General features: G+C 63.9%; 22 protein-coding genes and 1 tRNA gene. 10 read left to right on the top strand and 13 right to left on the bottom strand.

Annotated features, from left to right (window positions below):
• Positions 1–17: 17 nt before the first annotated feature.
• Positions 18–308 carry an HlyU family transcriptional regulator gene (locus LB526_RS02115; protein WP_224625890.1) on the top strand — a complete coding sequence of 97 codons (291 nt, stop codon included), beginning with the start codon at positions 18–20 and terminating at the stop codon, positions 306–308.
• On the opposite strand, the gene LB526_RS02110 is transcribed toward LB526_RS02115, so the two are convergent.
• The 5 genes from LB526_RS02110 to LB526_RS02090 form a co-directional block, all read right to left on the bottom strand.
• Positions 309–2,882 carry a polynucleotide kinase-phosphatase gene (locus LB526_RS02110; RefSeq protein WP_224625889.1) on the bottom strand — a complete coding sequence of 858 codons (2,574 nt, stop codon included), beginning with the start codon at positions 2,880–2,882 and terminating at the stop codon, positions 309–311.
• Entirely contained in the window at positions 2,879–4,261 is a 1,383-nt protein-coding gene (locus tag LB526_RS02105) for a 3' terminal RNA ribose 2'-O-methyltransferase Hen1 (RefSeq protein ID WP_224530350.1), read from the bottom strand. The genes LB526_RS02110 and LB526_RS02105 overlap by 4 nt, the downstream gene beginning before the upstream one ends.
• Positions 4,262–4,416: 155 nt before the next feature.
• Positions 4,417–5,349 (bottom strand): 3-keto-5-aminohexanoate cleavage protein, encoded by a 933-nt coding sequence (locus LB526_RS02100; protein ID WP_224530354.1) that lies wholly within the window; start codon positions 5,347–5,349, stop codon positions 4,417–4,419.
• A 120-nt stretch (positions 5,350–5,469) separates the two neighbouring features.
• Positions 5,470–5,688 (bottom strand): hypothetical protein, encoded by a 219-nt coding sequence (locus LB526_RS02095; protein WP_224530355.1) that lies wholly within the window; start codon positions 5,686–5,688, stop codon positions 5,470–5,472.
• 96 nt (positions 5,689–5,784) lie between these two features.
• The gene (locus LB526_RS02090) at positions 5,785–6,423 is read right to left on the bottom strand and encodes an FMN-dependent NADH-azoreductase (RefSeq protein WP_224530357.1); all 639 of its coding nucleotides are present in this window, start codon (positions 6,421–6,423) and stop codon (positions 5,785–5,787) included.
• 113 nt (positions 6,424–6,536) lie between these two features.
• On the opposite strand from LB526_RS02090, the gene LB526_RS02085 reads away from it, so the two are divergent.
• A complete protein-coding gene (locus LB526_RS02085; protein ID WP_224625888.1) occupies positions 6,537–7,484 on the top strand; it encodes a LysR family transcriptional regulator in 948 nt (315 codons plus the stop codon).
• On the opposite strand, the gene LB526_RS02080 is transcribed toward LB526_RS02085, so the two are convergent.
• Complete coding sequence (locus LB526_RS02080; protein WP_224625887.1) at positions 7,426–8,052, bottom strand: TetR/AcrR family transcriptional regulator; 627 nt, start codon at positions 8,050–8,052, stop codon at positions 7,426–7,428. The genes LB526_RS02085 and LB526_RS02080 overlap by 59 nt on opposite strands.
• Positions 8,053–8,118: 66 nt before the next feature.
• Here LB526_RS02080 and LB526_RS02075 point away from each other — a divergent pair, with 66 nt between their 5' ends.
• Positions 8,119–8,544 (top strand): VOC family protein, encoded by a 426-nt coding sequence (locus LB526_RS02075; RefSeq protein WP_224530368.1) that lies wholly within the window; start codon positions 8,119–8,121, stop codon positions 8,542–8,544.
• Positions 8,545–8,559: 15 nt separating this feature from the next.
• Here LB526_RS02075 and LB526_RS02070 read toward each other — a convergent pair whose 3' ends face one another.
• Positions 8,560–9,507, bottom strand: coding sequence for a S1C family serine protease (locus LB526_RS02070; protein ID WP_224530374.1), 948 nt, complete (start codon positions 9,505–9,507; stop codon positions 8,560–8,562).
• Positions 9,508–9,667: 160 nt separating this feature from the next.
• Here LB526_RS02070 and LB526_RS02065 point away from each other — a divergent pair, with 160 nt between their 5' ends.
• From LB526_RS02065 to LB526_RS02055, 3 genes are all read left to right on the top strand, one after another.
• Complete coding sequence (locus tag LB526_RS02065) at positions 9,668–10,543, top strand: S1C family serine protease (protein ID WP_224530377.1); 876 nt, start codon at positions 9,668–9,670, stop codon at positions 10,541–10,543.
• An 8-nt stretch (positions 10,544–10,551) separates the two neighbouring features.
• Entirely contained in the window at positions 10,552–11,196 is a 645-nt protein-coding gene (locus tag LB526_RS02060) for a helix-turn-helix transcriptional regulator (protein ID WP_095766639.1), read from the top strand.
• 105 nt (positions 11,197–11,301) lie between these two features.
• Entirely contained in the window at positions 11,302–12,168 is an 867-nt protein-coding gene (locus LB526_RS02055) for an SDR family oxidoreductase (protein WP_224530381.1), read from the top strand.
• Positions 12,169–12,183: 15 nt separating this feature from the next.
• On the opposite strand, the gene LB526_RS02050 is transcribed toward LB526_RS02055, so the two are convergent.
• A complete protein-coding gene (locus LB526_RS02050; protein WP_224530384.1) occupies positions 12,184–12,702 on the bottom strand; it encodes a TIGR00645 family protein in 519 nt (172 codons plus the stop codon).
• 420 nt (positions 12,703–13,122) lie between these two features.
• Positions 13,123–13,983 (bottom strand): OmpA family protein, encoded by an 861-nt coding sequence (locus LB526_RS29685; RefSeq protein WP_224625886.1) that lies wholly within the window; start codon positions 13,981–13,983, stop codon positions 13,123–13,125.
• On the opposite strand from LB526_RS29685, the gene LB526_RS02040 reads away from it, so the two are divergent.
• The 3 genes from LB526_RS02040 (at position 13,936) to LB526_RS02030 (ending at position 16,797) form a co-directional block, all read left to right on the top strand.
• Positions 13,936–15,495 (top strand): hypothetical protein, encoded by a 1,560-nt coding sequence (locus tag LB526_RS02040; protein WP_224625885.1) that lies wholly within the window; start codon positions 13,936–13,938, stop codon positions 15,493–15,495. The two genes, LB526_RS29685 and LB526_RS02040, sit on opposite strands and share 48 nt — an antisense overlap.
• Before the next feature lie 178 nt (positions 15,496–15,673).
• Entirely contained in the window at positions 15,674–16,120 is a 447-nt protein-coding gene (locus LB526_RS02035; RefSeq protein WP_095766643.1) for a YcgN family cysteine cluster protein, read from the top strand.
• 323 nt (positions 16,121–16,443) lie between these two features.
• On the top strand, positions 16,444–16,797 hold the full coding sequence (locus LB526_RS02030) for a hypothetical protein (RefSeq protein WP_095766645.1): 354 nt from the start codon (positions 16,444–16,446) through the stop codon (positions 16,795–16,797).
• A gap of 267 nt (positions 16,798–17,064) precedes the next feature.
• Here the strand turns inward: LB526_RS02030 and LB526_RS02025 are convergent, their stop codons facing one another.
• Positions 17,065–17,775: an SIMPL domain-containing protein gene (locus LB526_RS02025; RefSeq protein ID WP_224625884.1), complete on the bottom strand. Its 711-nt coding sequence runs from the start codon at positions 17,773–17,775 to the stop codon at positions 17,065–17,067.
• 218 nt (positions 17,776–17,993) lie between these two features.
• Here LB526_RS02025 and LB526_RS02020 point away from each other — a divergent pair.
• Positions 17,994–18,069, top strand: a tRNA-Ile gene (locus LB526_RS02020).
• A 91-nt stretch (positions 18,070–18,160) separates the two neighbouring features.
• Here LB526_RS02020 and LB526_RS29750 read toward each other — a convergent pair.
• The 3 genes from LB526_RS29750 to LB526_RS02005 form a co-directional block, all read right to left on the bottom strand.
• A complete protein-coding gene (locus LB526_RS29750; protein WP_411966997.1) occupies positions 18,161–18,823 on the bottom strand; it encodes a hypothetical protein in 663 nt (220 codons plus the stop codon).
• Positions 18,824–18,886: 63 nt separating this feature from the next.
• Entirely contained in the window at positions 18,887–19,288 is a 402-nt protein-coding gene (locus tag LB526_RS02010) for a hypothetical protein (RefSeq protein ID WP_224625883.1), read from the bottom strand.
• 412 nt (positions 19,289–19,700) lie between these two features.
• A complete protein-coding gene (locus LB526_RS02005) occupies positions 19,701–20,864 on the bottom strand; it encodes a reverse transcriptase family protein (protein ID WP_224625882.1) in 1,164 nt (387 codons plus the stop codon).
• Between the last annotated feature and the right edge of the window lie 23 nt (positions 20,865–20,887).

The raw sequence follows: 20,887 nt of genomic DNA, 5'->3' as shown, positions 1-20,887 counted from the left end.
GATGGGAGTTTTGAAAAATGTCTTTTCTGAAGAAGCTTTTTGGCGGCGACGGTGAGGCAACGGAGGCCGGCACCGCCAAGCCGGCAAAGCAGGTCGAGCACAAGGGATTTCTGATCAGCGCCACGCCCTACAAGGCCGAGGGCCAATACCAGACCTGCGGCGTCGTCTCAAAGGAAGTGGACGGTGTGATGAAAGAGCACCGCTTCATCCGCGCCGACCGTTTCGCCGGGCTGGACGACGCCGTCGACATCTCGATCAAGAAGGGCATCCAGCTCGTCGACGAGCAGGGCGAGCGGATGTTCGGCTAATTAGAGCCGCGGATCGATCGGCTCGCTCTCCAGAGCCAGTATAGCGAAGACACATTCGTGGACTCGCCGTAGCGGCTGTCTCGCGACAAACCGCTTCAACGCCTCGTGACCGAGCGCGAACTCGCTGAGCGCCAGGTTCCGTTTGCCGCCCAGATGCCGTTCCCGCAGCCGGACAAGGTTATCTGGGGCGTCATATTCGGGGCCGTAGATCATGCGCAGATATTCTCGGCCGCGCACCTTGAGCGCTGGCTGGATTAGGCCCTTCTTGCTGCGGCTGACGAAGTCACGCGGCTTGACCACCATGCCTTCGCCGCCTGAAGCGATCAGCATCTCCCACCAGGCGACAGCCTCCGTGCAGGCGGCGGCATCGGCCAGGTCGACGCTGCGCCATCTGGTGTGCACGACGACGCCTTCCGTGGCGAGGCGATCGGCCAGCGACATATGCCAGATGTGATCATGGTCGAACCAGATGCGGCCCTCGCTGGCCAGCAGATGGAAAGGCGCAACCCTGAGATCATTGACACTCGAAACCGGCCAGACGTAGGGCGACCAGGCGCTGGCGTATTTACCGGCGCGCACGGCCCGATCGGCGAACCGTGCGTTCAGATCCACTACGTCGACGCCTCGCGCCTTCGCTCTCTCCAAGGCATCGCGACCGAGCCGCAGGCCGACTGCGGACGACGCCGCCACCGGTTCGTACTGACTTTCGATGAGGCTGCTTGCCTTGGCCGACCAAGGCATGATTTCGACGTCGAGCAGCAGCCAGTCGGTTTTCAATTCCTCCCAGAGGTCAGCGGCATCGACGCTTGCGCGAAGCCGGGCGAGCAGCCCCTCCGTCATGGTGTCGTCGCCGAAGAAGGAACGCCCTGTCCGGGTCCATATCGCGCCGGTCTCGCCGCCCGGAATGCCAAAGCGGCTGTGCGCCGCCTGCACGGTCCGGCACAGCGCGACAATAGCCCGCGAACCCATGTGCTTTTCCTCGCACACCACCTCGGCTACGCCGCGCTCGCGAAAATAGGCAAAAGCTTCTTCCGGGCGTTCAAGCCAGCCGGCGTGATCGCTTGTCTCGGACGGAGACATCGTCGGCGGTAGGTACACAAGCCACTGGGGCGCTATGGCGAAACGGCTCATGGCCTCCAGGGCGGCTGCCGCATTTTCCTCGGCCACGACGATCCGGCCTTTCAGCTCGGTCTCGATCCAGCGGCGGCCGGAAACATCTTCGATATCGAGCACGCCATCGGCATCGGCCTGTGCCGATTTTTCCATGTTTGATGCGCCAAGCGGGCGTATGGGCTCCGACCATGTTCGGATTGCCGGCACCTCAACCAGCTCGCGTTCCGGCCAGCGCAGGGCCGTCAACTTGCCGCCGAACACACAGCCTGTATCGATGCACAGGGTGTTGTTCACCCATTGAGCCGACCGCATCGGCGTGTGACCGTAGACAACGGCAGTCTTGCCCCGATAAGCCGTGGCCCAGTCGGCGCGCACCGGCAGGCCGGATTCGTCGATCTCGCCGGTCGTCTCCCCATAGAGTGCGAATTCGCGCACGGCGCCCGAGCCCCGCCCGATCATCTCTTCCTTGAGCCCGGCATGGGCAACGGCCAGGCGTCCGCCGTCCAGCCAGACATGGCTGCGCAGGTCGTCGAGAAAGGCCGGCAGCGCTTCGCGCAGCCCGCGATCCTGCGTGTCCAATTGGTCGATGGTCTGTTGAAGGCCGTGGGCGATCGTGACCTTGCGGCCCTCCAGCCAGCGGCTGAGCTTGCGTTCGTGATTGCCTTGAACGCAGTAAGCGGTTCCGGCCGCCACCATGCTCATGGCGATGCGCAGCACATCGGGCGTGTTGGGACCGCGGTCGACGAGATCGCCAACAAAGACAAGCTTGCGGCCATTTGGGGGAGTGACGGCCACGGTTCGCTCGCCGCGATCCTGCGACCAGACGACCTCATACCCGAGTTGACCAAGCAAGGCTTGCAACTCATCGGCACAACCATGAACGTCGCCGATGATGTCGAAGGGGCCGGTATCGTGACGCTTGTCAGTCCAAAGCGGCTGGCGCGAGATTTTGGCGGCCTCGATGCTGGCTTCGCTGGTGAGCTTCCAGACCTGGCGAAAGCCCTCCCGCTGCAGGCCGCCAAGGCCCTTGCGGATTTCGCTGGTCATGCGTTGGGGGACGCCCGCACCGAAAGGGCGATCCGGGCGCGCCGCGTTGCGCGCAACGCAGATGTCGACACCGGGGTCGAGGACGATGGCGACCGGCAAGGCGTGCCATTTGCGGGCCAGTTCGATCCATGCCTTGCGATCCGCGGGCCTCACATTGGTAGCGTCCACCACAGCCAGCTTGCGATGCTTTAGTCGTTTGCCGATGATGTCGCGCATCAGCTCGAAGGCGTCGGCCGAAACATCCTGATTGGTTTCGTCATCGGAGACGAGTCCACGGCATCGGTCAGACGAGATGATCTCGGTCGGCAGGAAATGCCTGGCGGCGAAAGTCGACTTACCGGACCCGGTCGAGCCGATCAGCACGACCAGTGCGAAATCCGGAATTTCCAGATTGGTGTTGTCGACTTCTCTCATCGCGTGAACACCGCCATCTGTGTAGGCGCGCCCAGCTTGGCATCCTCAACCCCTATGCCACTGATTTCAGCGGCGTAGCCGTATGTTTCGCCTATTCTAGCTGTCCAGGTTTTGAACTCGGTGCGGCTCCACTCGAAGCGATGATCCGGATGACGGAAAGTGCCCGAGGGCAGACTGCTGAAAAGCGCGTTGTAATCCGCATTGGGCGTGGTCACGATAACGGTCTTTGGAGCGGTTTCGCCAAAGACAATCCGCTCGACTAAAGGCAGCCTGTCTTGGTCGAGATGTTCGACGACCTCGACCAAGACAGCGACGTCTGCTTCGGCCCAACGACTGTCCCGGTAAGTCAACGAACCATGCAGCAGCGTGACGCGCCCTTCCGGCGGGCCGCCCGCTTCATTCAGTCTCAGCCGCCTTGCCGCCCATTCGAGCTCGCGGACCGCGGGGTCCAAGCCGAACAGTTTTTGGACCCATCGCTCGCGCATCAGTCGGTCGAGCAGCTTACCTTCACCGCAGCCCAGATCCGCGACAACTTTCCCGCCACTCGCGCGGATGGCTTCGACGACCGCATCCAGGCGCCGGTCGTGCAGCCGGACGGGCGCCTCGAGCGTTTCCTCGGGCGAGCTGCAGGTTTCGACTGGCGTCTCCGGAGCCGCGGTTTCAGGCACCAGTCGCGCCAGGGCCGCGCGGGCCAAAACCGATCGGTTGCGCAAATAGCGGCGCGCAATCAGCTCCTTGGCGGGGTGGTGCTCCAGCCATCCCGCGCCCTTGGACAGCAGCTTGTCGACCTCGTCGTCGCCAACCCAGTAATGTTTGGCGTCGTCCATCACTGGGATTAGGACGTAGAGGTGGTTGAGCAGATTGCTCAGCCGGCCGAGGCCGGACAATTTCAGGTTGCCGTAACGGAGCCCTCCCGAACTGGCACCGATGGCTTCGATTGGGGTCAGCTCGACGGTCCAGCCCAGCGGTTCGAACAGCTGCCGCACTATCGCCTCGCCGCCGCGCATCGGCAAGGGCGCTACGACAGCTTCCAGCGGCAGGTCGCTTTCGGCGAGTTGCGGGCGTTCCTTGGAGATGCCGCTCATTGCCGTCCGGAACATCTTGTTGAGCGCCACGGACAGAAAGGAAGACGCCGCGTAAGGCCTGTCGTTCACATATTGATCCAGCAATCCGCCCGCCCGACCCTTGCCCCTCACCAATCCAACGGGGTCGACGTCGAGCAGAAGTGCGGCCTCGCAGCGCGCCTCGCTGGCCTCGGAATAAAACAGCCATGCCTTGCCGAAAGAGAGGTCGGTCTCATGCAGACGCTCGGGGTGCTTGTGCAGCAGGAAGCCGAGATCGGTAGCCGGATGATGGGTGGTGGCGATTGAAAGGAACATTGGCGAGCGATAACGCAGCCCTATGGAATAACCAATGGTGCCACCAAGTTATTTCCACTTTCTTCCGGGAAGTGCAAAGAAACCGGTTGGTACCTGTGAGCGGCAGTATTTCCAAACAAAGCTAGGCGGCGAAACTATGGAATTTGGATTAGCGCTCAGAACGCGACCTTGTCGCCGCCCTTGAGCTGGAGGATCTGCCGCGCTTCGTCGGGTGTGGCGATCGAGGCGCCGAGGCCTTCGATGATCTGGCGCACCTTGGTGACCTGCTCGGCGCTGGAGCGGGCGAGCTTGCCCTTGCCGATCCATAGCGAGTCTTCCAGACCGACACGTACATTGCCGCCGAGCGCAATCGCCTGCGTGGCGATCGGCAGTTGGTGGCGGCCGGCGCCCAGCACCGACCAGTGATAGTCGTTGCCGAACAGGCGGTCGGCGGTGCGCTTCATATGGGCGACGTCTTCCGGGTGGGTGCCGATGCCGCCCAGGATGCCGAACACGCTCTGGACGAAGAACGGCGCCTTGACCAGGCCGCGCTCGACGAAATGCGCCAGCGTGTAGAGATGGCCGATGTCGTAGCATTCGATCTCGAAGCGCGTGCCGTTGTCGGCGCAGGTGCGCAAGATGTGCTCGATGTCGCCAAAGGTGTTGCGGAAGATGCGGTCGCGCGAGGATTCCAGATAGGGCCGCTCCCAGTCATGCTCGAAGGTCTTGAAGCGCTCCAGCATCGGGAACAGCGCGAAATTCATCGAGCCCATGTTGAGCGACGCGACTTCGGGTGCGAACATCTTGGCCGGCCTGACGCGCTCCTCCACGCTCATCGTCGCCGCACCCCCGGTGGTGATGTTGACCACGCAGTTGGAGCGCTGCTTGATGACCTGCAGGAACGGGGCGAAGGCCTCGGTCGACTGGTCTGGGCGGCCGTCGACCGGGTTACGGGCGTGGAGGTGGACGATCGCCGCGCCTGCCTCGGCCGCCTCGATGGCCGCGGTCGCGATCTCTTGCGCCGTCACCGGCAGATGCGGCGACATTGACGGCGTATGGATCGAGCCTGTGACCGCGCAGGTGATGATGATCTTGTTCTGGTTCGCCACTTTTGGTGCCCTGACTTCGTTGTTGGACTGCGCCTATTTAACCGCGCCTTGCTTTGATGCCGGAAATGAACTGCTTCGACAGCACGATGTCGAGCAAGCTAATCGGCGGTGCCGCCAGTGTCAGCCCGGTGAACAGCACCCCCAGTCGGTGGTGAATTCGCCGACGAACACGGTCAACCCCTGCGGCAGTGTCTTCAAATTGTCGGAGGTGGTCAGGACCAGGGGGAAGAAAAAGTCGTTCCAGTTGTTTGCGCTGGCGGCGGGCGGATCGCTGTCGGCAGAGCAGGATATCGGATCGCGCTCGGCGCCGTGAGGCTGGTCCTGCGCGAGGACCGCCATCCAGCCGTGGTGCTGCCGCCGCCGTAGGGGGCGAAAATGCAAAAAAGAGGCGGGCGCTGGCGGGCGCCTGCCTCTTTTCATTTCCGGCATCGGCGGTCAGGCCGCGGCGGCGACCTGGTCAGCCGTGGCGGCGGCGATCGCGTCGACCTTGGCGGTGGCCTTGGCGAGCGCGGCGGTGACTGCGTCGGCGCCCATACCGACACCCTCGACGCGGATGATTTCGACATCAGTCATGCCGAGGAAGCCGAGCACGCTGCGCAGATAGGGAACCGCATGGTCCATCTGCACTGCGGCGCCTTCGGAGTAGATGCCGCCGGAAGCGAGCACGATATAGACCTTCTTGCCGTTGACGAGGCCCTTCGGGCTGCCTTCGACATAGGCAAAGGTCTTGCCGGAGCGGGCGACGTGGTCGACCCAGGACTTCAACGTCGAGGAGATGTTGAAGTTGATGAAGCCTGTCGCGAGGATCACGGTGTCGGCAGCGAAAAGCTCGTCGAGCACGGCGTCGGAGACGCCGACGACCTCGGCCTGGCGCGGCGTGCGTGCTTCGGCCGGCGTGTAGATGCCGGTGGCGTAGTCGGGATCGATATGCGGCAGCGGATTGGCGACCAGATCGCGCACGACAAGCGTGTTGGCCGGATCGGCGGCAGCAAGCTTCCGGGCAAGATCGGTGGCGACGCGGGTCGAGTGCGAAGCGTCGCCGCGCGGGCTGGAGGTGACGAGAAGAATAGACATGGCGGTGTCCCCTTGGGGTTGGATTGAACTTTCCGCCCAAATATGGGATTGCTGTCCCATCAGGATAATGGGTATAATATGCATACAATCCATCAACAAAATGGATGGGAAGCATGCAGCCGAACCCGACATTGGATCAGCTCCAAATTCTAGTGGCGGTGGCCGACACCGGCAGCTTCTCTGCCGCGGGCCGCAAGCTCAACCGGGCGCAGTCGGTGGTAAGCTACGGCATCGCCAATCTCGAAGCGCAGCTCGGACTGAAATTGTTCGAACGCGAAGGCGTGCGCGAGCCGCAACTGACCGACGTCGGCAAGGCGATGCTGGAAGATGCGCGGCGCATGATCGGCGTGCTGCAGCGCATCCGTTCGCGTGCCGACGGCTACCGGCAAGGGCTGGAAGCGGAAGTGGTGATATCGGTCGACGTGGCGCTGCCCTCACCGGCGCTGGTGCGCGTGCTCAAAGCCTTCGAGGCGCAATTCCCGGCGGTCATGCTGCGGCTTTATATCGGCTCGCTCGGCCTCATTGTCGACCAGGTCGTCAACGGCCAGGCGGATCTCGGCTTCGGCGGCCTGCAAGGCGATGCCGATGTCAATCTGCTGCGCGTCGGCTTCATCTCGCTGGTGCCGGCTGCCGCACCCGATCATCCGCTGGCGAAACTGCCGAAGCCGGTCGGGATCGAGGATCTGCGCGAGCACATCCAGCTTGTCGTCACCGACCAGTCGGAGCGGACGCGCGGCCGCGACTATGGCGTGTTTGCCTATCGCACTTGGCGGCTTACGGACCTGCGCACCAAGCACGCGCTGATGCGCGAGGGACTTGGCTGGGGCGGCCTGCCGCGCTGGCTGATCGCCGACGACCTAGCCAGCGGACGGCTGGTCGAACTCGATCTCGAGCCTTACCGCGAAGTCCGTTCGCCGATGTACGCCATGCACCGCAACGACCGCAGCCCCAAGCCGGCGGCATCCTGGCTGATCGACGAGTTCAAGCGGCAACTCGGCTGCTTCACCGAGGCGGAGCCGGGCGTTTGGACGGAGGAGGAGCCGGAGACAAGCCGTCCATGAGCGCGATCAGCACCGCGCGGTAATCCTCGCTGGACGCGCCGGCCTCGATGGCTAATGCGGCTCGATCGAAGGCGGCCGCCAGCAGGACGGTCAACGCCTCGACCGGCAATCTGGTCATTGCTTGCGCGCGCATCGCCGCGACCAGGCCTTCGCGCAGCGAGCGGTTGCCGTGGCGGTTGTCGATCTCGTCCATGGCCGCGCGCCCGAGCACGGCCGGCCCGTCGAGCAGCAGAAGCCGCGTGCGGCCGGGCGCCTGCATTGCCTCGAGATAGGCGTCCGAGCCTGCGATCAGCGCGTCGCGCGCGGATAGCGACGGCGGGGAGGCTTGGTCGATCTCGGCCGCAACGGCTGCTGCTTCCTGCTCGACCACCGCCGCGAACAGCGCCTGCTTGTCGGCGAAGTGATGGTAGAGCGCGCCGCGCGTCACGCCGGCCTCGGCGACGATCTCCGGCGTGCCGGTCTCGGCATAGGACTTTTCCGTAAACAGCTTTCGCGCCGCGCGGATCAGATCGGCGCGCGTCGCCTCGGTGCGGTCGCGATTGGAGCGGCGTCCGGACTCTTGTTGCATACATGCAGCCTGTATGTTATTTGCATTTACATACAGACTGTATGTTGGATGAGAGGAGAAGGAAAGATGAGGACGACAAGCTATTATCCGGTGCTGATGACGGATGATGTCGCAGGCACTGCGGATTTTTATGTCGAGCATTTCCGCTTCGAGCCGCTGTTTGCGAGCGACTGGTATGTGCATCTGCGCTCCAGTGAGGACAGGCGCGTCAACCTTGGCATCGTCCAGGGCGACCATGAGACGATCCCGCAAGAGGGGCGGGGGCGAACGTCGGGCCTGCTGATCAATTTCGAGGTCCGCGATCCCGACGCGGTCTATGCGCGGATTGTCGCCGCTGGCCTGCCGATCCTGCGCAGCTTGCGCGACGAGCCCTTCGGCCAGCGCCATTTCATCACCAGGGATCCCAACGGCGTGCTGATCGACGTCATCAAGCCGATCCCGCCAAGCGAGGAGTTCCTGGCGCAATATGCGGAGGGCGCAGCCGGGAGTTAGACCGGCGCGGCAATCTCAGCTCGTCCGCGCCACCGGCGTCACCGTCACCTGGCTGACGCCGGTGCGACGCACGACCGTGCAGAGCGTCTCGCGGCCGATGCGCTCGGCGTCGAGCATGCGCACGAGGTCGTCGACGCCGGTGACCGGCCGTCCGTCGATAGCGGCGATGATGTCGCCTTCCTTCAGGCCGGCCTTGGCGGCGGGACCGTTCTTCTCGACGCTGCGCAGGCGCACCGCCGTGTTCGTGGTCACCTGCGACAGAAGTGCCGCACGGCGCGGCAGGTTGGTCGTGTCGGCGGAAATGCCGATGAAGGCGCGACGCACGCGGCCGAAGCGGATGATTTCCGAGATGACGAAATTGGCGGTATTGGAGGCGACCGCGAAGGCGATGCCCTGCGCGCCGTGGATCATGGCGGTGTTGACGCCGATCACCTCGCCCGCCGACGATACCAGCGGTCCGCCCGAATTGCCGGGATTGAGCGCGGCATCGGTCTGGATGACGTCGTCGATCAGCCGGCCGGTCGAGGCGCGCATCGAGCGGCCGAGCGCCGAGACGACGCCGGCGGTGACGGTCCATTCGAAACCGAGCGGATTGCCGATCGCGATCGCGATCTGGCCGCGGCGCAGGCGCTTGGAATCGCCGAGCGGCGCGACGTCGGCGAAACTGCCGTCGGCGCGCACGAGCGCTATGTCGGTGTCGGGGTCGCGGCCAAGCACATGGCCTTCGCGCGAGGCACCGTCCGGCATGGTGACGCGCACGGCGCGCGCGTCGCCGACGACATGGAAATTGGTGACGACCAGCCCGTCCTGCGCGATGACGAAGCCGGAGCCGTGGCCGCCGGCGCCGATGCGTTCGATGCGGCAGACGGCTGGGCCGATCCGGTCGACGGCGTCGGCAACGGATGCCGAATAAGCATCGAGCAGACTGTCGTCGGATGGAAGTATTTCGGCTGCGAAAGCCATCGGCGTGTTCCCTCGTAGAATGATGACTATATGTGCGGAGCAGCCGCAATTGCCGCGACCTGACCAGATGGCCAGTCCGGCCGGCGACTAGCCGTCAGGCGAGTACCCGCGGCGGTGTTACCGAGCGATATCTGGGTCACCGAACCCAGGAGACAGTCTTATGAGCGACTTCAACCTCAGTGCCTTTTCCGACGCGATCGCCGATGTCGCGGCCACCGCCGCCCCCGCGCTGGCGAGTTTCGTCACGCACCATCACCGCACCGCGAGCGCCTTCCATTGGCGCGACGGCTATTTTGTCACCGCCGAGGAAGCGGTCGAAGCCGGCGAGGAGATCGAATTGACGCTGGCTTCCGGCGAAACCGTCAAGGCCGAGCTCGTCGGACGCGATCCTTCGACGGGCGTTGCCCTGTTGAAGCCTGCTTCCGGCGCTGCCGGGTTGCCGCAACTGGCTCAGGCCGGCGCCGTGCGGCCCGGCCATATCGCGATTGCGGTCGGCAACAGCGACGGCGCCGCGCTTGCGGTGCTCGGCACAGTCGGCGAGGTCGGGCCGGCGTGGCGCTCGATGCGCGGCGGCACGATCGACCGGCGTATCAACCTTGCCATCAACACCGGCGGGCGCTTCGAGGGCGGGCCGGTGCTCGACGCCAAGGGCGGCGTGATCGGCATGCTCTTGTTCGGGCCGCGCCGGCGGGCGCTGGTGATGCCCTACGAGACGATCGAGCGCGCGGTCGCGACGTTGCGCGAGAAGGGTCATGTCGCGCGCGGCTATCTCGGCGCCGGATTGCATCCGATCCGCAATGGCGACACGAAAGGCGCCATGGTGATGAGCCTCGACGATAACGGCCCGGCCAAGGCCGCCGGCCTGCATGTCGGCGACATCATCGTCGCCTGGAACGGCGAGGCGGTGCATGGTCCGCGCGAGCTTATCCGCAAGCTCGGGCCGGACAGCGCCGGCACCACCGTTACGCTCGGTGTTTCAAGCGGCGGCGCTGAGCGCGATGTCTCGATCACCATCGGCGAGAAGCCGCTGAGCTGAGAGGGTCTATGGCAAACAGCGCAGCACAAGCAGTCGCGAGACCGGAGCCGGCAATTCACCGGCTGACGGTGCTGGTCGCGCTCGCCGATGCCCAGCGCGCCGAGCAACTTGCCGATGCGCTGGCCGCGAGCGACGATCTGGCGCCGGCCTTGGCTGGAAGCGGCGTCGGCCAAATGGCGGATGTCGCCATCGCCGATGAGGCCGGCCTGGAAGGCTGGGTCGTCAGTTCGGCCACCCCAATCGTCCTGCTTTCGCGGCGTGCGGGCAGCGAGCAGGTGGCAGACAATGTGCTGGCCGTGCTGCCTGCCTCCGCAGATGGCCTGCTGATCGCCGCCGCAGCGCGGTTGGCGGCCTCAGGCTACCGCGTCGGCAGGGCGGCGCCGTCGGAGGCGCATGGCGATTTCCACGATGACGAGCCTGCCGAGGAAGAGACGCCTGACGACAACCAGCCTCGCCCGGCTTTGTCGCCCCGCGAGGCTGAGGTGCTGGCTCTGCTGGCCGAAGGCGCGCCGAACAAGGTCATCGCCCGGCGGCTCAACATTTCCGTGCACACGGCGAAGTTCCATGTGGCCGCCATCCTGATCAAGCTCGGCGCCGCCAACCGCACCGACGCGATTGCGATCGCGATGCGGCAGGGGCTGGTATTGGTCTGACCCTGTCCGCACGACGTTGCGTAATCTCGGCCCGTCCCCTTCGGCTCTTGCGCCAAGTGTGTCGCCCGCGCAAGTTGCCTTCCCAATTGAAGAGGGATGCAAAAAATGTCGCTCCACGGAAAGACGCTGTTCATCTCGGGCGGATCGCGCGGCATCGGGTTGGCGATCGCGTTGCGCGCGGCGCGCGACGGCGCCAATGTGACGATCGCGGCCAAGACCGCCGAGCCGCATCCGAAGCTGCCGGGCACCATCTACAGCGCGGCGGAAGAGATCGAGCAGGCCGGCGGCAAGGCGCTGCCGGTGCTTTGCGACATTCGCGACGAGGTCCAGGTCGCCGATGCGGTGGCAAGAACCGTCGAGCGGTTCGGCGGCATCGACATCTGCGTCAACAATGCCAGCGCCATCCAGCTCACCGGCACGCTGGAGACGGACATGAAGCGCTACGATCTGATGCACCAGATCAACACGCGCGGCACCTTCCTCGTCTCCAAAATGTGCATTCCCCACCTTAAGTTGGCAAACAATCCTCACATCCTGAATCTGGCGCCCCCGCTCGACATGAAGGCCAAGTGGTTCAAGAACCATGTCGCCTACACAATGGCCAAGTTCGGCATGTCGATGTGCACGCTGGGCATGAGCGCCGAATTCGCCAAGGACGGTATCGCGGTCAATTCGCTATGGCCGATCTCCACCATCGATACCGCGGCCGTGCGCAATCTTCTGGGCGGTGCAACAGTGGCCGCGATGAGCCGCTCACCCGACATCATGGCCGACGCCGCGCATGCGATCTTCATGCGCCCGTCGCGCGAGGCGACTGGCAATTTCTACATCGACGAAGAGGTGCTGCGCGCCGAAGGCGTGACGGACTTCTCGATCTATGCGCCGGGCGCGGCCGATCAGCTGGCGGGCGACTTCTTCGTTCCCGACGAGGTGTTCGCGAACTCGCAGACGGAGGTAAAAAGGATCTACTGACGGACCGGGTCCGCCTCAATCCATCTCGGCCTTCTTGCCCTTGGCGAGCGCCATGACGCGGTCGATATAGGCCAGCATCAGCGCCGAGACGACGAAGGCGAGGTGGATGATGGTCAGCCACATCAGCTGGTCGGTCGTGTAGGACACCGAATTCAGGAACACCTGCAAAAGGTGGATGGAGGAGATGGCAACGATGGTCGAGGCGACCTTGACCTTCAGCGAGCCGACATCGATTGTGCCCAGCCAATGGACCTCGCCGTCCTGCTCGTCGAAGCGGCTGACGAAATTCTCGTAGCCCGAGATGATCACCATCACCACCAGCGAGGCGACAAGCGCCGCGTCGATCAGACCGAGCATCTTCAGGATCGTGTCGGTGTCGCCGAGCGTGAAGGCGCTCATGACGAACTCATAGAGCTTCTTGCCGAAGGACAGCGCGTAGATCGCCAGCGCCACGCCGAGCCCGAGATAGAAGGCGACCAGCAGCCAGCGCGAGGCCAGGATAACGGATTCGATGGCGAGTTCGAGACGCTTCATGAAGGCTCCGGTCAATTGCGATAGAGCGTTTCACCGTTCACGGAAACGGCGAACCGCTCTATCTTTTGTTTTGACGCAAGTCCGGACGGAAGGCTACGGCGAAGGCGCCGAGCCTAACCGCTCACACTGTTCCTGGAATTGCTCTGGACGTATTTCGGCCAGGTGACACAGGTTTTCAAGGCAAAAAACCCCGCCGGGGAGGGGGCCCGGCGGGGCTCAACGTGTCCCGCTGGAGTCGGGACAGGGCAGGGAACGCCCTATCTGGAATCTGGGTGCCGCAATGCGGCGATTCAATGAGCAGGCCGGGCCAGGCAGGACAATTCTTTTTGAGCCGGTAAGGAAAAAAGGCCCGTCCGAAGCGGACGGGCCCGTCTTGCGCGCTGATTCTGCAGATCCGGGCAGGATCTTGAAATCAAACGCTCATTGTTGCTCGCTGTTGCTCGCCACCGGCGCCACCAGCGAGGTGATGCGGCGGATGGCGACACGCCGGTTCTCGCGGTTCGGACCGGGCGTGTTCACCTTGAGATACTCCTCGCCATAGCCCTGCGTGGTGAGGTTCTCGGCCGGGATGCCAAAGGCGTTGGTGAGCGCCTCGGCCACCGCCTCGGCGCGGCGGTCCGACAGAGCGAGGTTCGCGTCCGGCGTGCCGACGGCGTCGGTGTGGCCTTCGATCAGGAAGGTCTCGGCCGGGTTCTTCTTCAGAAGCTTTTCCATGGCGGTGGCGACGCCTTCGAGCTTTTGCACTTCGGTGTCGGAGAGCGTCGCCGAGCCGAAATCGAAGTTCAGCGTGTCGAGGTCGATACGCCGGGCGATGTCGCGCACGCGGGCCGAGCGCTTGACCTCGTCAATCGAGTAGAGACGCTGCACCCTTTCCACAGGTGGCTGCTCGAGGAAGGTATAATATTCGTCCGGATCCTCGACTTCCTCCGAATCCAGGATGTAGTCCCGGCGCGGGATGTCGAGCCGCATCGGTGGCAGGTCGTCGCCGGGATCGCGCCACTCGTCGACATCGTTATAGTAGCGCTCGTCGACATAGCTCAGCACGTATTCGCGGCCATCCGATGTAACGCGCGATCGCCGGATGACGTCGCCATTACGGTTGCGGATGGTGATGATCCTGACGCCGTTGTCGCGCTCCACGATTTCGCGGGTGCGGCCGCCCGAAAGATCCTCGTAGTAAACATCCCTGGCGCCGCGGGTGATGCGAGGAGCTTCGTTGCTTTCCACGAATGTTTGGTTGTTGAACTGAAGGATCACCCGGTCGCCGAACTGCTTCACCACGTCGGCACCCTGCGGCCGGCGGCGCTCTCGGACAACCTGCTCGGGCGTAAGCTCGATCCGCTTGCCTTTCTCCTGGTCCACTGGGACGATCTTTTCGGGCTTGATCGCCTGCTGCGCCGACTTGTCGTCGGTGGGCGGCGGCCCCTGATCGACCGGAGCCGGCCTCTGCGCCTGCTCGCCACCTTGCTGCTGTCCGGCCTGATTGGCGTTCTGGCCGTTGCCGGCCTGGCCATTTTCGATTTGAGCGCCACCGGTCTGGGCCCCGCCGTTCTGGCCGTTGTCGTTGCGGCCCCGGTGCTTGCGTATGGCATCTTTCTGGCTGTCCAGGACGGGCGCCTCGTTCGGATTGGCGGTTTCGCCCTGCGCGGCGTTGCCATTGGCAGGCTGGTTGTTGTTCGCCGGCTGATTGCCATTGGCCGGCTGCTCGCCGGTTGCGGGTTGCTGCTCGCCGGTGAGGGGCTTGCGGCCGGTCTTTGTCTGCTCTCCGGTCTGTGGCTGTTCGCCGGTCGCGGGTTGTTCACCTGTCGCGGGCTGTTCCGCGTTCGGCTTCTTGCCACGCTTCTTGTTGTCCTGGGCCTGTTCGCCCTGGGCTGGCTGCTCGCCATTCTGCAGCGGCTTGGCCTGCGGCACGGGCTCACCGGCCGGCGCCCGCTTCTTGGCCGGCTCGTTGGTCTGCGTCTGCTCGGTCGGGGCGGTCTCACCCTGCTGGTTCTGCTTAAGCTTCTTCCTGAGCTGATTGCCGCCTTGCTGGTTGTCGTTGGCGGGAGCAGTCTGTTCGGTCGGGGCAACCTGCTCGCCGGCTTGGCCGGCGGGCGCACCCTCAGTCTGCTGCTGATCGTGCTTGCGCTTCTTGCGGCCCTGGTTGCCTTGCTGCTGGTCGTCGGCGGCAGGCGCGACCTGTTCCGCGGGCTGCTGGTCGGCTGGCGCCGCTTCGATCTGCTGCTGGTTGCGCTTCTTCTTGCGCGGCTGCTGCTCCTCGGCCGCGGGCTGGCCGCCCTGGTCGGCGGGTGCAGCCTCGATCTGCTGCTGCTGGTCACGCTTCTTGCGCGGCTTGAATTGCTGCTCGTCGGCCGCAGGCTGGCCGCCCTGGTCGGCGGGTGCCGCCTCGATCTGCTGCTGTTGGTCGCGCTTCTTGCGTGGCTTGAACTGCTGCTCGGCCGGTGCAGCTTCCCCGGACTGGGCGCCCTCCGTCTGCTGCTGCTCGTGCCGCTTCTTGCGCGGCTGTTGCTCGGATTCGGCGGGCGCGGCCTGTTCGGCCGGCGCCGATTCGCTTTGCTGCTGCTGCTCGCGCTTCTTTCTACGCGGCTGTTCGGCTCCGCCTCGCGCGCATTCTTCGGCCGACTGGCCTTCGGCGCAGGCGGCCTGAGCCAGCACGAGCGGCGCTCCGTGCAGGCCGCCGGAAGCGACACCCCCCTGAAGCGGGTACGCGCCCAACGGCGCGGATGCCATAAGCAGGCCGATTGCCGTGCCCGCCAGAATCCGTGGTTGGCGTTTCATATCGATTTCTCCTAATGGGGTCCCATCCCTGCCCAAACTTTCATCAACCATAATTGGTTCCGTCAGGCATTGGCGCCAACCAAGGATGCCTGGCCGGCCTTTTGAAGGCAATTTCGTGTTTTTCTAATGTTGATACTGGGTCGCCGCCACACAGCGCTTGACCGGAAGACCGCGGAGGGCCAAATCCAGCCAAATGACCGCGCCATTCTGGAAAACCAAGACGCTTGAGGCGATGACCCCGGCCGAATGGGAATCGCTTTGCGACGGCTGCGGCAAATGCTGCCTGTCCAAGCTCGAGGATGAGGATACGGGCGAGATCTTCTGGACAAGCGTGGGCTGCAGGCTGTTCGACGCCGAGAACTGCCGCTGCTCCGACTATGCAAACCGCCTGGCGCGGGTGCCCGATTGCGTCGGCCTGACGCCACAGAATGTGCGCACCATCACCTGGCTGCCAAAAACCTGTGCCTACCGGCTTATTGCCGAGGGCCATGATCTCTACTGGTGGCACAGACTTGTTTCGGGAAGCGCTGAGACCGTGCACGAGGCCGGCATCTCGATCCGGGGCCGGGTGAAGGCCAAGGAAACCGATCTGGCCGACCCGGACGATTATTTTGATTATATATTGGACGACGAACCTTAGCAGTTCGCGTCTGGACGACGAACCCTGACGGGTTCGCCTCTAGATGACGAACGCTGACGAGGCGCTTTTGACGAGGAACGACGAAACCTGCGGGTTCGCGTTTAGAAACCTGAGGGGCCTCGCTTTTACGCACTTACGAGCGACGAACCCTGGCGGGTTCGCGCCTAAGGGGTTCGCGGTTTTGGCACGAGCGACGAACCCTGGCGGGTTCGCGCTTATATGAACCGGACATGAATGGCCGGTTCGCGGAAGGTTCAGATGCAAAAAGGCATTTTCCAATCATCGGTTCTACGGGCGACAGCCCACAATAAGGAGAGAAGACGATGTTCAACACGATCAGGACGGCAGCCCTTTCGGCCCTTGTCGGGCTTGGCACTTTGACGGCCATTCCGGCACATGCGGACAGCCTCTATCTCGGTTTCGGGGACAGGCACGACCCGCGTTTCGGCATCTACACCGGCGACGATGACGGTTATCGCCGCGACTGGCGCCGCGACCGCGACTGGCGCGGCTGTTCGCCGGACCGCGCCCTCGACAAGGCCGAGCGCATGGGTCTGCACCGCGCCCGCATCGTCGACATCAGCCGCCGTACCGTGAAGGTGGCAGGTCGCCAGTATGGCGACCGTGTCGTGGTGGTGTTCGCCAACGAGCGCGGCTGCCCGATCATCTATCGCTGAGGCTGAAAGGGCGATCCCGTTCGAGGATCGCTTATGCGGACGATCCTCTGCGAGGATCGCCTATGAGTAGCTGAGCCCCTCAAGATGAGGCGCGGCTCGAAAACGCCCCGCAGGATGATCCTGCGGGGCGTTTTGCTAGAGCGTTTCACCGTTTCACGGAAACGGCGAACCGCTCTATCTCTTTGTTTTGACGCAATTCCGGACGGAAAAACCGCTCACACTTTTCCTGGAATTGCTCTAACGGCATGTCCGCGGCTGGGCCGGATGTCACCTCAGCTCGAAGGTGACCGTGACCTGGACGTTGTAGGAATTCTCGCCGGCCTGCACGGGGACGGCCGAACGGGCCGCATCGAACGACTTGGCCGCCATCGGCATCGGCACCGGCGCGACATTCTGGTCGGCGATCTCGAGCACCTTGCCCAGACTGACGCCCGCCGCTTCGGCGAGGGTCTTTGCCTTGGCCATCGCGTCGGCGACGGCCTTCTTGCGCGCCTCGGTGATCGTGGCCTTCGGATTATCGTTGGTAAAAGCAATGCCGCCGCCCTGGTTGACGCCGAGCGACACCGCCTTGTCCAGAATCTCGCCGGTCTTGTCGACGTCGCGCACGCGCACCGACAGCGTGTTGGTCACCTGATAGGCGACGAGCTCGGCTTCCTGGCTGCCGTCGGCCTTGCTGGTGTAGTTGTAGCGCGGGTTGATCTGGATGCCGGCGGTCTGCAGGTCGCGTTCTGCAATGCCGGCGGATTTCATCGCCGCGATCACCGCCGCCATGGCGTCGTTGTTGGCGTCGAGCGCTTCGCGCGCGCTTTTGGCCTCGCGCATCACGCTGAGCGAAAGGATCGCCATGTCCGGCGCCACGGTCGCTTCGCCTTCGCCGGACACGATGATGCGTGGCGGAGGCTGGATGTCGGCGGCGCTCGCCAGCGCCGGGAACGCGACCGCGGCAGCGAGCGCGATGGGCAAAAGTTGTCTGGTCATGAAACTCCTCGAAGTCTGCGGTCCGCCCCCCGTGCTGCATCTGCCTCGACCCGCAAAGGGCGCCGATTCCTGCAGTGCGGTGCAAGGGCTGGACCTTTCTCGCGCCATATGGGCGCAGGCCGCTCTACGGCGCGAATATGGGCTGATTTTGGCGTTTTGCGCCAGAGCTTTCGAAAGCCTTGTGCGACGACAAGAAAAACACTAAGCCAGCCCGCGTGGGGCCTGTAGCTCAATGGTTAGAGCCGGCGGCTCATAACCGCTTGGTTGGGGGTTCGAGTCCCTCCGGGCCCACCAAAACACCAACTTGGTGTGGCTTGGCATCGTCAAATCGAAACGATCAGTGATTGTCGGTATCGGTGGTTGCGTGTCCCCGCAACCAATTTTATCATAACTCAATAACCATCCCGGTCTGACCGAGGCGGTTTTTGCGTTCGAGGAGAACGCAACCGTCGCGGCGCGCTAGGCGGTGCTCCCGCTTGGAAATGTTAGATGACACGGGGAGCGAGAGCAAGTTAGCGCGCCTAGGCGCGGCGTACCGCGCCCTAAAGGGGGAAGCCATTATTGGCGCGGACCACAGGCGAAGGCTACGGGGATTTCGGTTTTCGGCTGGTGTCACCAATGGCGCGACCGCCGTTGGGAAGAGTGGGGATGGACGCGAACAGGCCGCTTCGTTGCGCCTCCGCGCGGCACCCCCGCACGATGAGCGGCTTGGCGCTGCTTCGATGATCACCATGGGCGTGCGTGGTCCCGTCCCCGGAGGCTGCGGGCCTGCGGTTGGAGGCTGGCTCATATCATGCCGGATCATGGGGCGGCTGCCGTAGCGCCCGGCGCTCCGCGCGGCTGCTGCCACCGTTCGAACACCTCGATGATGATCATGCCGCCACCGCAGCAGGGGCGAGTCCTCCGGTTCGTCGGAGCTTCCAGGGTGGAGTCGCGCAGCCACGCCCAGGAGTTTGCGGGCGAGCGCGAGGCCGGCTTTGCGGGATCCACCGGCGAGCAGGCCGTAGTGCCGAATGCGATGGAAGCCGCAGGGTAGGACATGAAGCAGGAAGGGGCGGATGGCCGCCGCACTTCGATTGCAAGCGTTCCATCTCAGCCATAGCAGCCGTCTTCACGGCTTCCCGAATGCAGACGAGAGGCCTATGTAGGAGAAATACCGGGCCGCGTCGTCAACGGGGCTCGCGAGCAGGTCCTCGACCAGAATGCGCTGGCGGTAGGGTTCTAAGCCGCGTTCGATCTCATCGACTACCATGATTGGGTGTTCGGCGTGATGGGCCGCCGCGACCTCGAGCGCCGCAAGCCGCCGTGTTCCCGCACCCCAGCCCCCGAGCCGCACAACGCCGACATTACGGCGGACCGAAACCGGGAAATGATCGACGCTGTCGTCGGGCTGGCAGATTTCGTGCTGCAGTTCAAAATCGGGCGTCCCACAGACGCGCACGCAGAAGACGGGGTCAAGCGGCTGTCCGCCGTTGGCCTCATGATCAGGAGTTTCGGGCCGTTCGCGCTCCATTCCCAAGGCCAGCTCGCCTTGCGTTGCTCGACAATGCCACAGTTCGGAGGCAGCGCCATGGCGGTGACGATCTCGAAGCCGTCCTCGTGCCGGCGCCGCCAATAGTCTGCGTCGGACAAGGTTGCCGCATTGGTCGGGCTGAGGAGCATCGCGATGGCGTCCAAGATGGTGCTCTTGCCCACGTCGCCGCCGCCCAGGAGTACGTTCATGCCCTTGTCGGGGAACTACGAGAGCGCTTCGATTCCCCTGAACTGCTTGATCGACAGGTGTCGAATATAGGGCGCGACGTCGGCCGGCCGTTGAGCATCTTCTGCCATTGGCTCAAATTACGGTTCGTGACTGAAGCGGTCCAGCACTGAGATGGGTGTTTAGTACGATATCCTAGGATATGCGCCTGGCGGCGAGAGCTCAGTCATCCCAGCCGCCCCTCGATCTGGCGGGGCTGGATAGGCGGCCAGTCCGCCGAGGCGAATTGCTCGAGCGCTTGCTGGCCAAAGGCTGGTTCGACCTGCTGGGCCCAACTGATCAGGCCGCGGACATGGTGATAGAGACTCGAGACGCCGGTTTTTCGCGCCAACGCATGCTTAGCAGGCCCATAGGCGGGTGAGGAGAGATAATGTAGATGAAGACGGATCATGTCCTTATAGGCGCGCTGTAGGCGAGGCATCGGGCCGTCGACCAGCATGCCCAAGACGATCCGGCGCGTGCCAGGACCGCGGATCCCGGTCTTGCGCTGATTGTGCCGAAACCCCGAGTCGTTAAGGATTCCGCACACGTCGCGCTGAAGCCGGCGCATCTCCACTAGAGTGCGATCGGTATCAGTGGAAAAGGTGAGATCGTCGGCATAGCGCGAGTAACGCAGCCCGCGTTCCTCGGCGAGGCTTGCAAGAAGCGTATCGATACGGAGCATTGCAAGATTGGCGAGCATCGGGCTCGTTGGCGCGCCCTGCGGCAGAAAGCCTTCGTAGCCAAGCGCGTAGAAGCTTATGGGACCCGCGTGCGGTGCAGGATTCTTTCCCGGCCCTCGATCGAGCCCAATGGTGCAGAGCCGAGCGAACTCGAAGGCAAGCAACTTGGGGAAGCCGAGCCGCGTAAAAATTGCTGAGACCGTCCCTTCGCTCACTGAGTGGAAGAAGTCCTCGATATCCACCTTCAACAGCCATTTGGTGTTGGGGTGCTGCTCAGCGGCCTGGACGGGCGAGGATTCTGGATGGAAGGCAAAGCTCACCGGATGAACGGGCGCATAGCGAAGGACATGATCGACCAGCCAGCGCTGCGCAACCGCTAGGCTTTTCGGCGGAATCGAGATCATCCGCTTGGCGGATCGTCCTGGGATACGCTTCTTCAGAAGGACGAAGCGGTATTCGGCGTGCCCTCGACGCGCGACCGTTCGGCGCAGGAATAGATAGGGTAGCTCGGTCAGCACCGAGAAATGGCGAAGAGTCAGGACCGGGGTAATACGAGGGTCGGTCGCTCGGATACGGGCGAGCGTCGCCAGTGCATTTTCAAGCGTGACTGCATCGATGCCCTGGCGGCTAGCGCCCGATGCATAGCGTTGAGGGCTCGGTGCGGACATCTACTTCGACCCACTCAGGTGGG

This window comes from Mesorhizobium sp. CA6 (assembly GCF_020165035.1).
GTDB lineage: Bacteria > Pseudomonadota > Alphaproteobacteria > Rhizobiales > Rhizobiaceae > Mesorhizobium.
Note: the sequence above shows the minus strand (reverse complement) of the source record. Positions and strands in the feature narration are given on the sequence as shown.

Excerpts from the sequence above, each read along its gene's own strand:
- LB526_RS02115 (WP_224625890.1), top strand. The coding sequence starts at position 18 with ATGTCTTTTCTGAAGAAGCTTTTTGGCGGCGACGGTGAGGCAACGGAG.
- LB526_RS02110 (WP_224625889.1), bottom strand. The coding sequence starts at position 2,882 with ATGAGAGAAGTCGACAACACCAATCTGGAAATTCCGGATTTCGCACTG.
- LB526_RS02105 (WP_224530350.1), bottom strand. The coding sequence starts at position 4,261 with ATGTTCCTTTCAATCGCCACCACCCATCATCCGGCTACCGATCTCGGC.
- LB526_RS02095 (WP_224530355.1), bottom strand. The coding sequence starts at position 5,688 with ATGGCGGTCCTCGCGCAGGACCAGCCTCACGGCGCCGAGCGCGATCCG.
- LB526_RS02090 (WP_224530357.1), bottom strand. The coding sequence starts at position 6,423 with ATGTCTATTCTTCTCGTCACCTCCAGCCCGCGCGGCGACGCTTCGCAC.
- LB526_RS02085 (WP_224625888.1), top strand. The coding sequence starts at position 6,537 with ATGCAGCCGAACCCGACATTGGATCAGCTCCAAATTCTAGTGGCGGTG.
- LB526_RS02080 (WP_224625887.1), bottom strand. The coding sequence starts at position 8,052 with ATGCAACAAGAGTCCGGACGCCGCTCCAATCGCGACCGCACCGAGGCG.
- LB526_RS02075 (WP_224530368.1), top strand. The coding sequence starts at position 8,119 with ATGAGGACGACAAGCTATTATCCGGTGCTGATGACGGATGATGTCGCA.
- LB526_RS02070 (WP_224530374.1), bottom strand. The coding sequence starts at position 9,507 with ATGGCTTTCGCAGCCGAAATACTTCCATCCGACGACAGTCTGCTCGAT.
- LB526_RS02065 (WP_224530377.1), top strand. The coding sequence starts at position 9,668 with ATGAGCGACTTCAACCTCAGTGCCTTTTCCGACGCGATCGCCGATGTC.
- LB526_RS02060 (WP_095766639.1), top strand. The coding sequence starts at position 10,552 with ATGGCAAACAGCGCAGCACAAGCAGTCGCGAGACCGGAGCCGGCAATT.
- LB526_RS02055 (WP_224530381.1), top strand. The coding sequence starts at position 11,302 with ATGTCGCTCCACGGAAAGACGCTGTTCATCTCGGGCGGATCGCGCGGC.
- LB526_RS02050 (WP_224530384.1), bottom strand. The coding sequence starts at position 12,702 with ATGAAGCGTCTCGAACTCGCCATCGAATCCGTTATCCTGGCCTCGCGC.
- LB526_RS02035 (WP_095766643.1), top strand. The coding sequence starts at position 15,674 with ATGACCGCGCCATTCTGGAAAACCAAGACGCTTGAGGCGATGACCCCG.
- LB526_RS02030 (WP_095766645.1), top strand. The coding sequence starts at position 16,444 with ATGTTCAACACGATCAGGACGGCAGCCCTTTCGGCCCTTGTCGGGCTT.
- LB526_RS02025 (WP_224625884.1), bottom strand. The coding sequence starts at position 17,775 with ATGACCAGACAACTTTTGCCCATCGCGCTCGCTGCCGCGGTCGCGTTC.
- LB526_RS02010 (WP_224625883.1), bottom strand. The coding sequence starts at position 19,288 with ATGGAGCGCGAACGGCCCGAAACTCCTGATCATGAGGCCAACGGCGGA.
- LB526_RS02005 (WP_224625882.1), bottom strand. The coding sequence starts at position 20,864 with ATGTCCGCACCGAGCCCTCAACGCTATGCATCGGGCGCTAGCCGCCAG.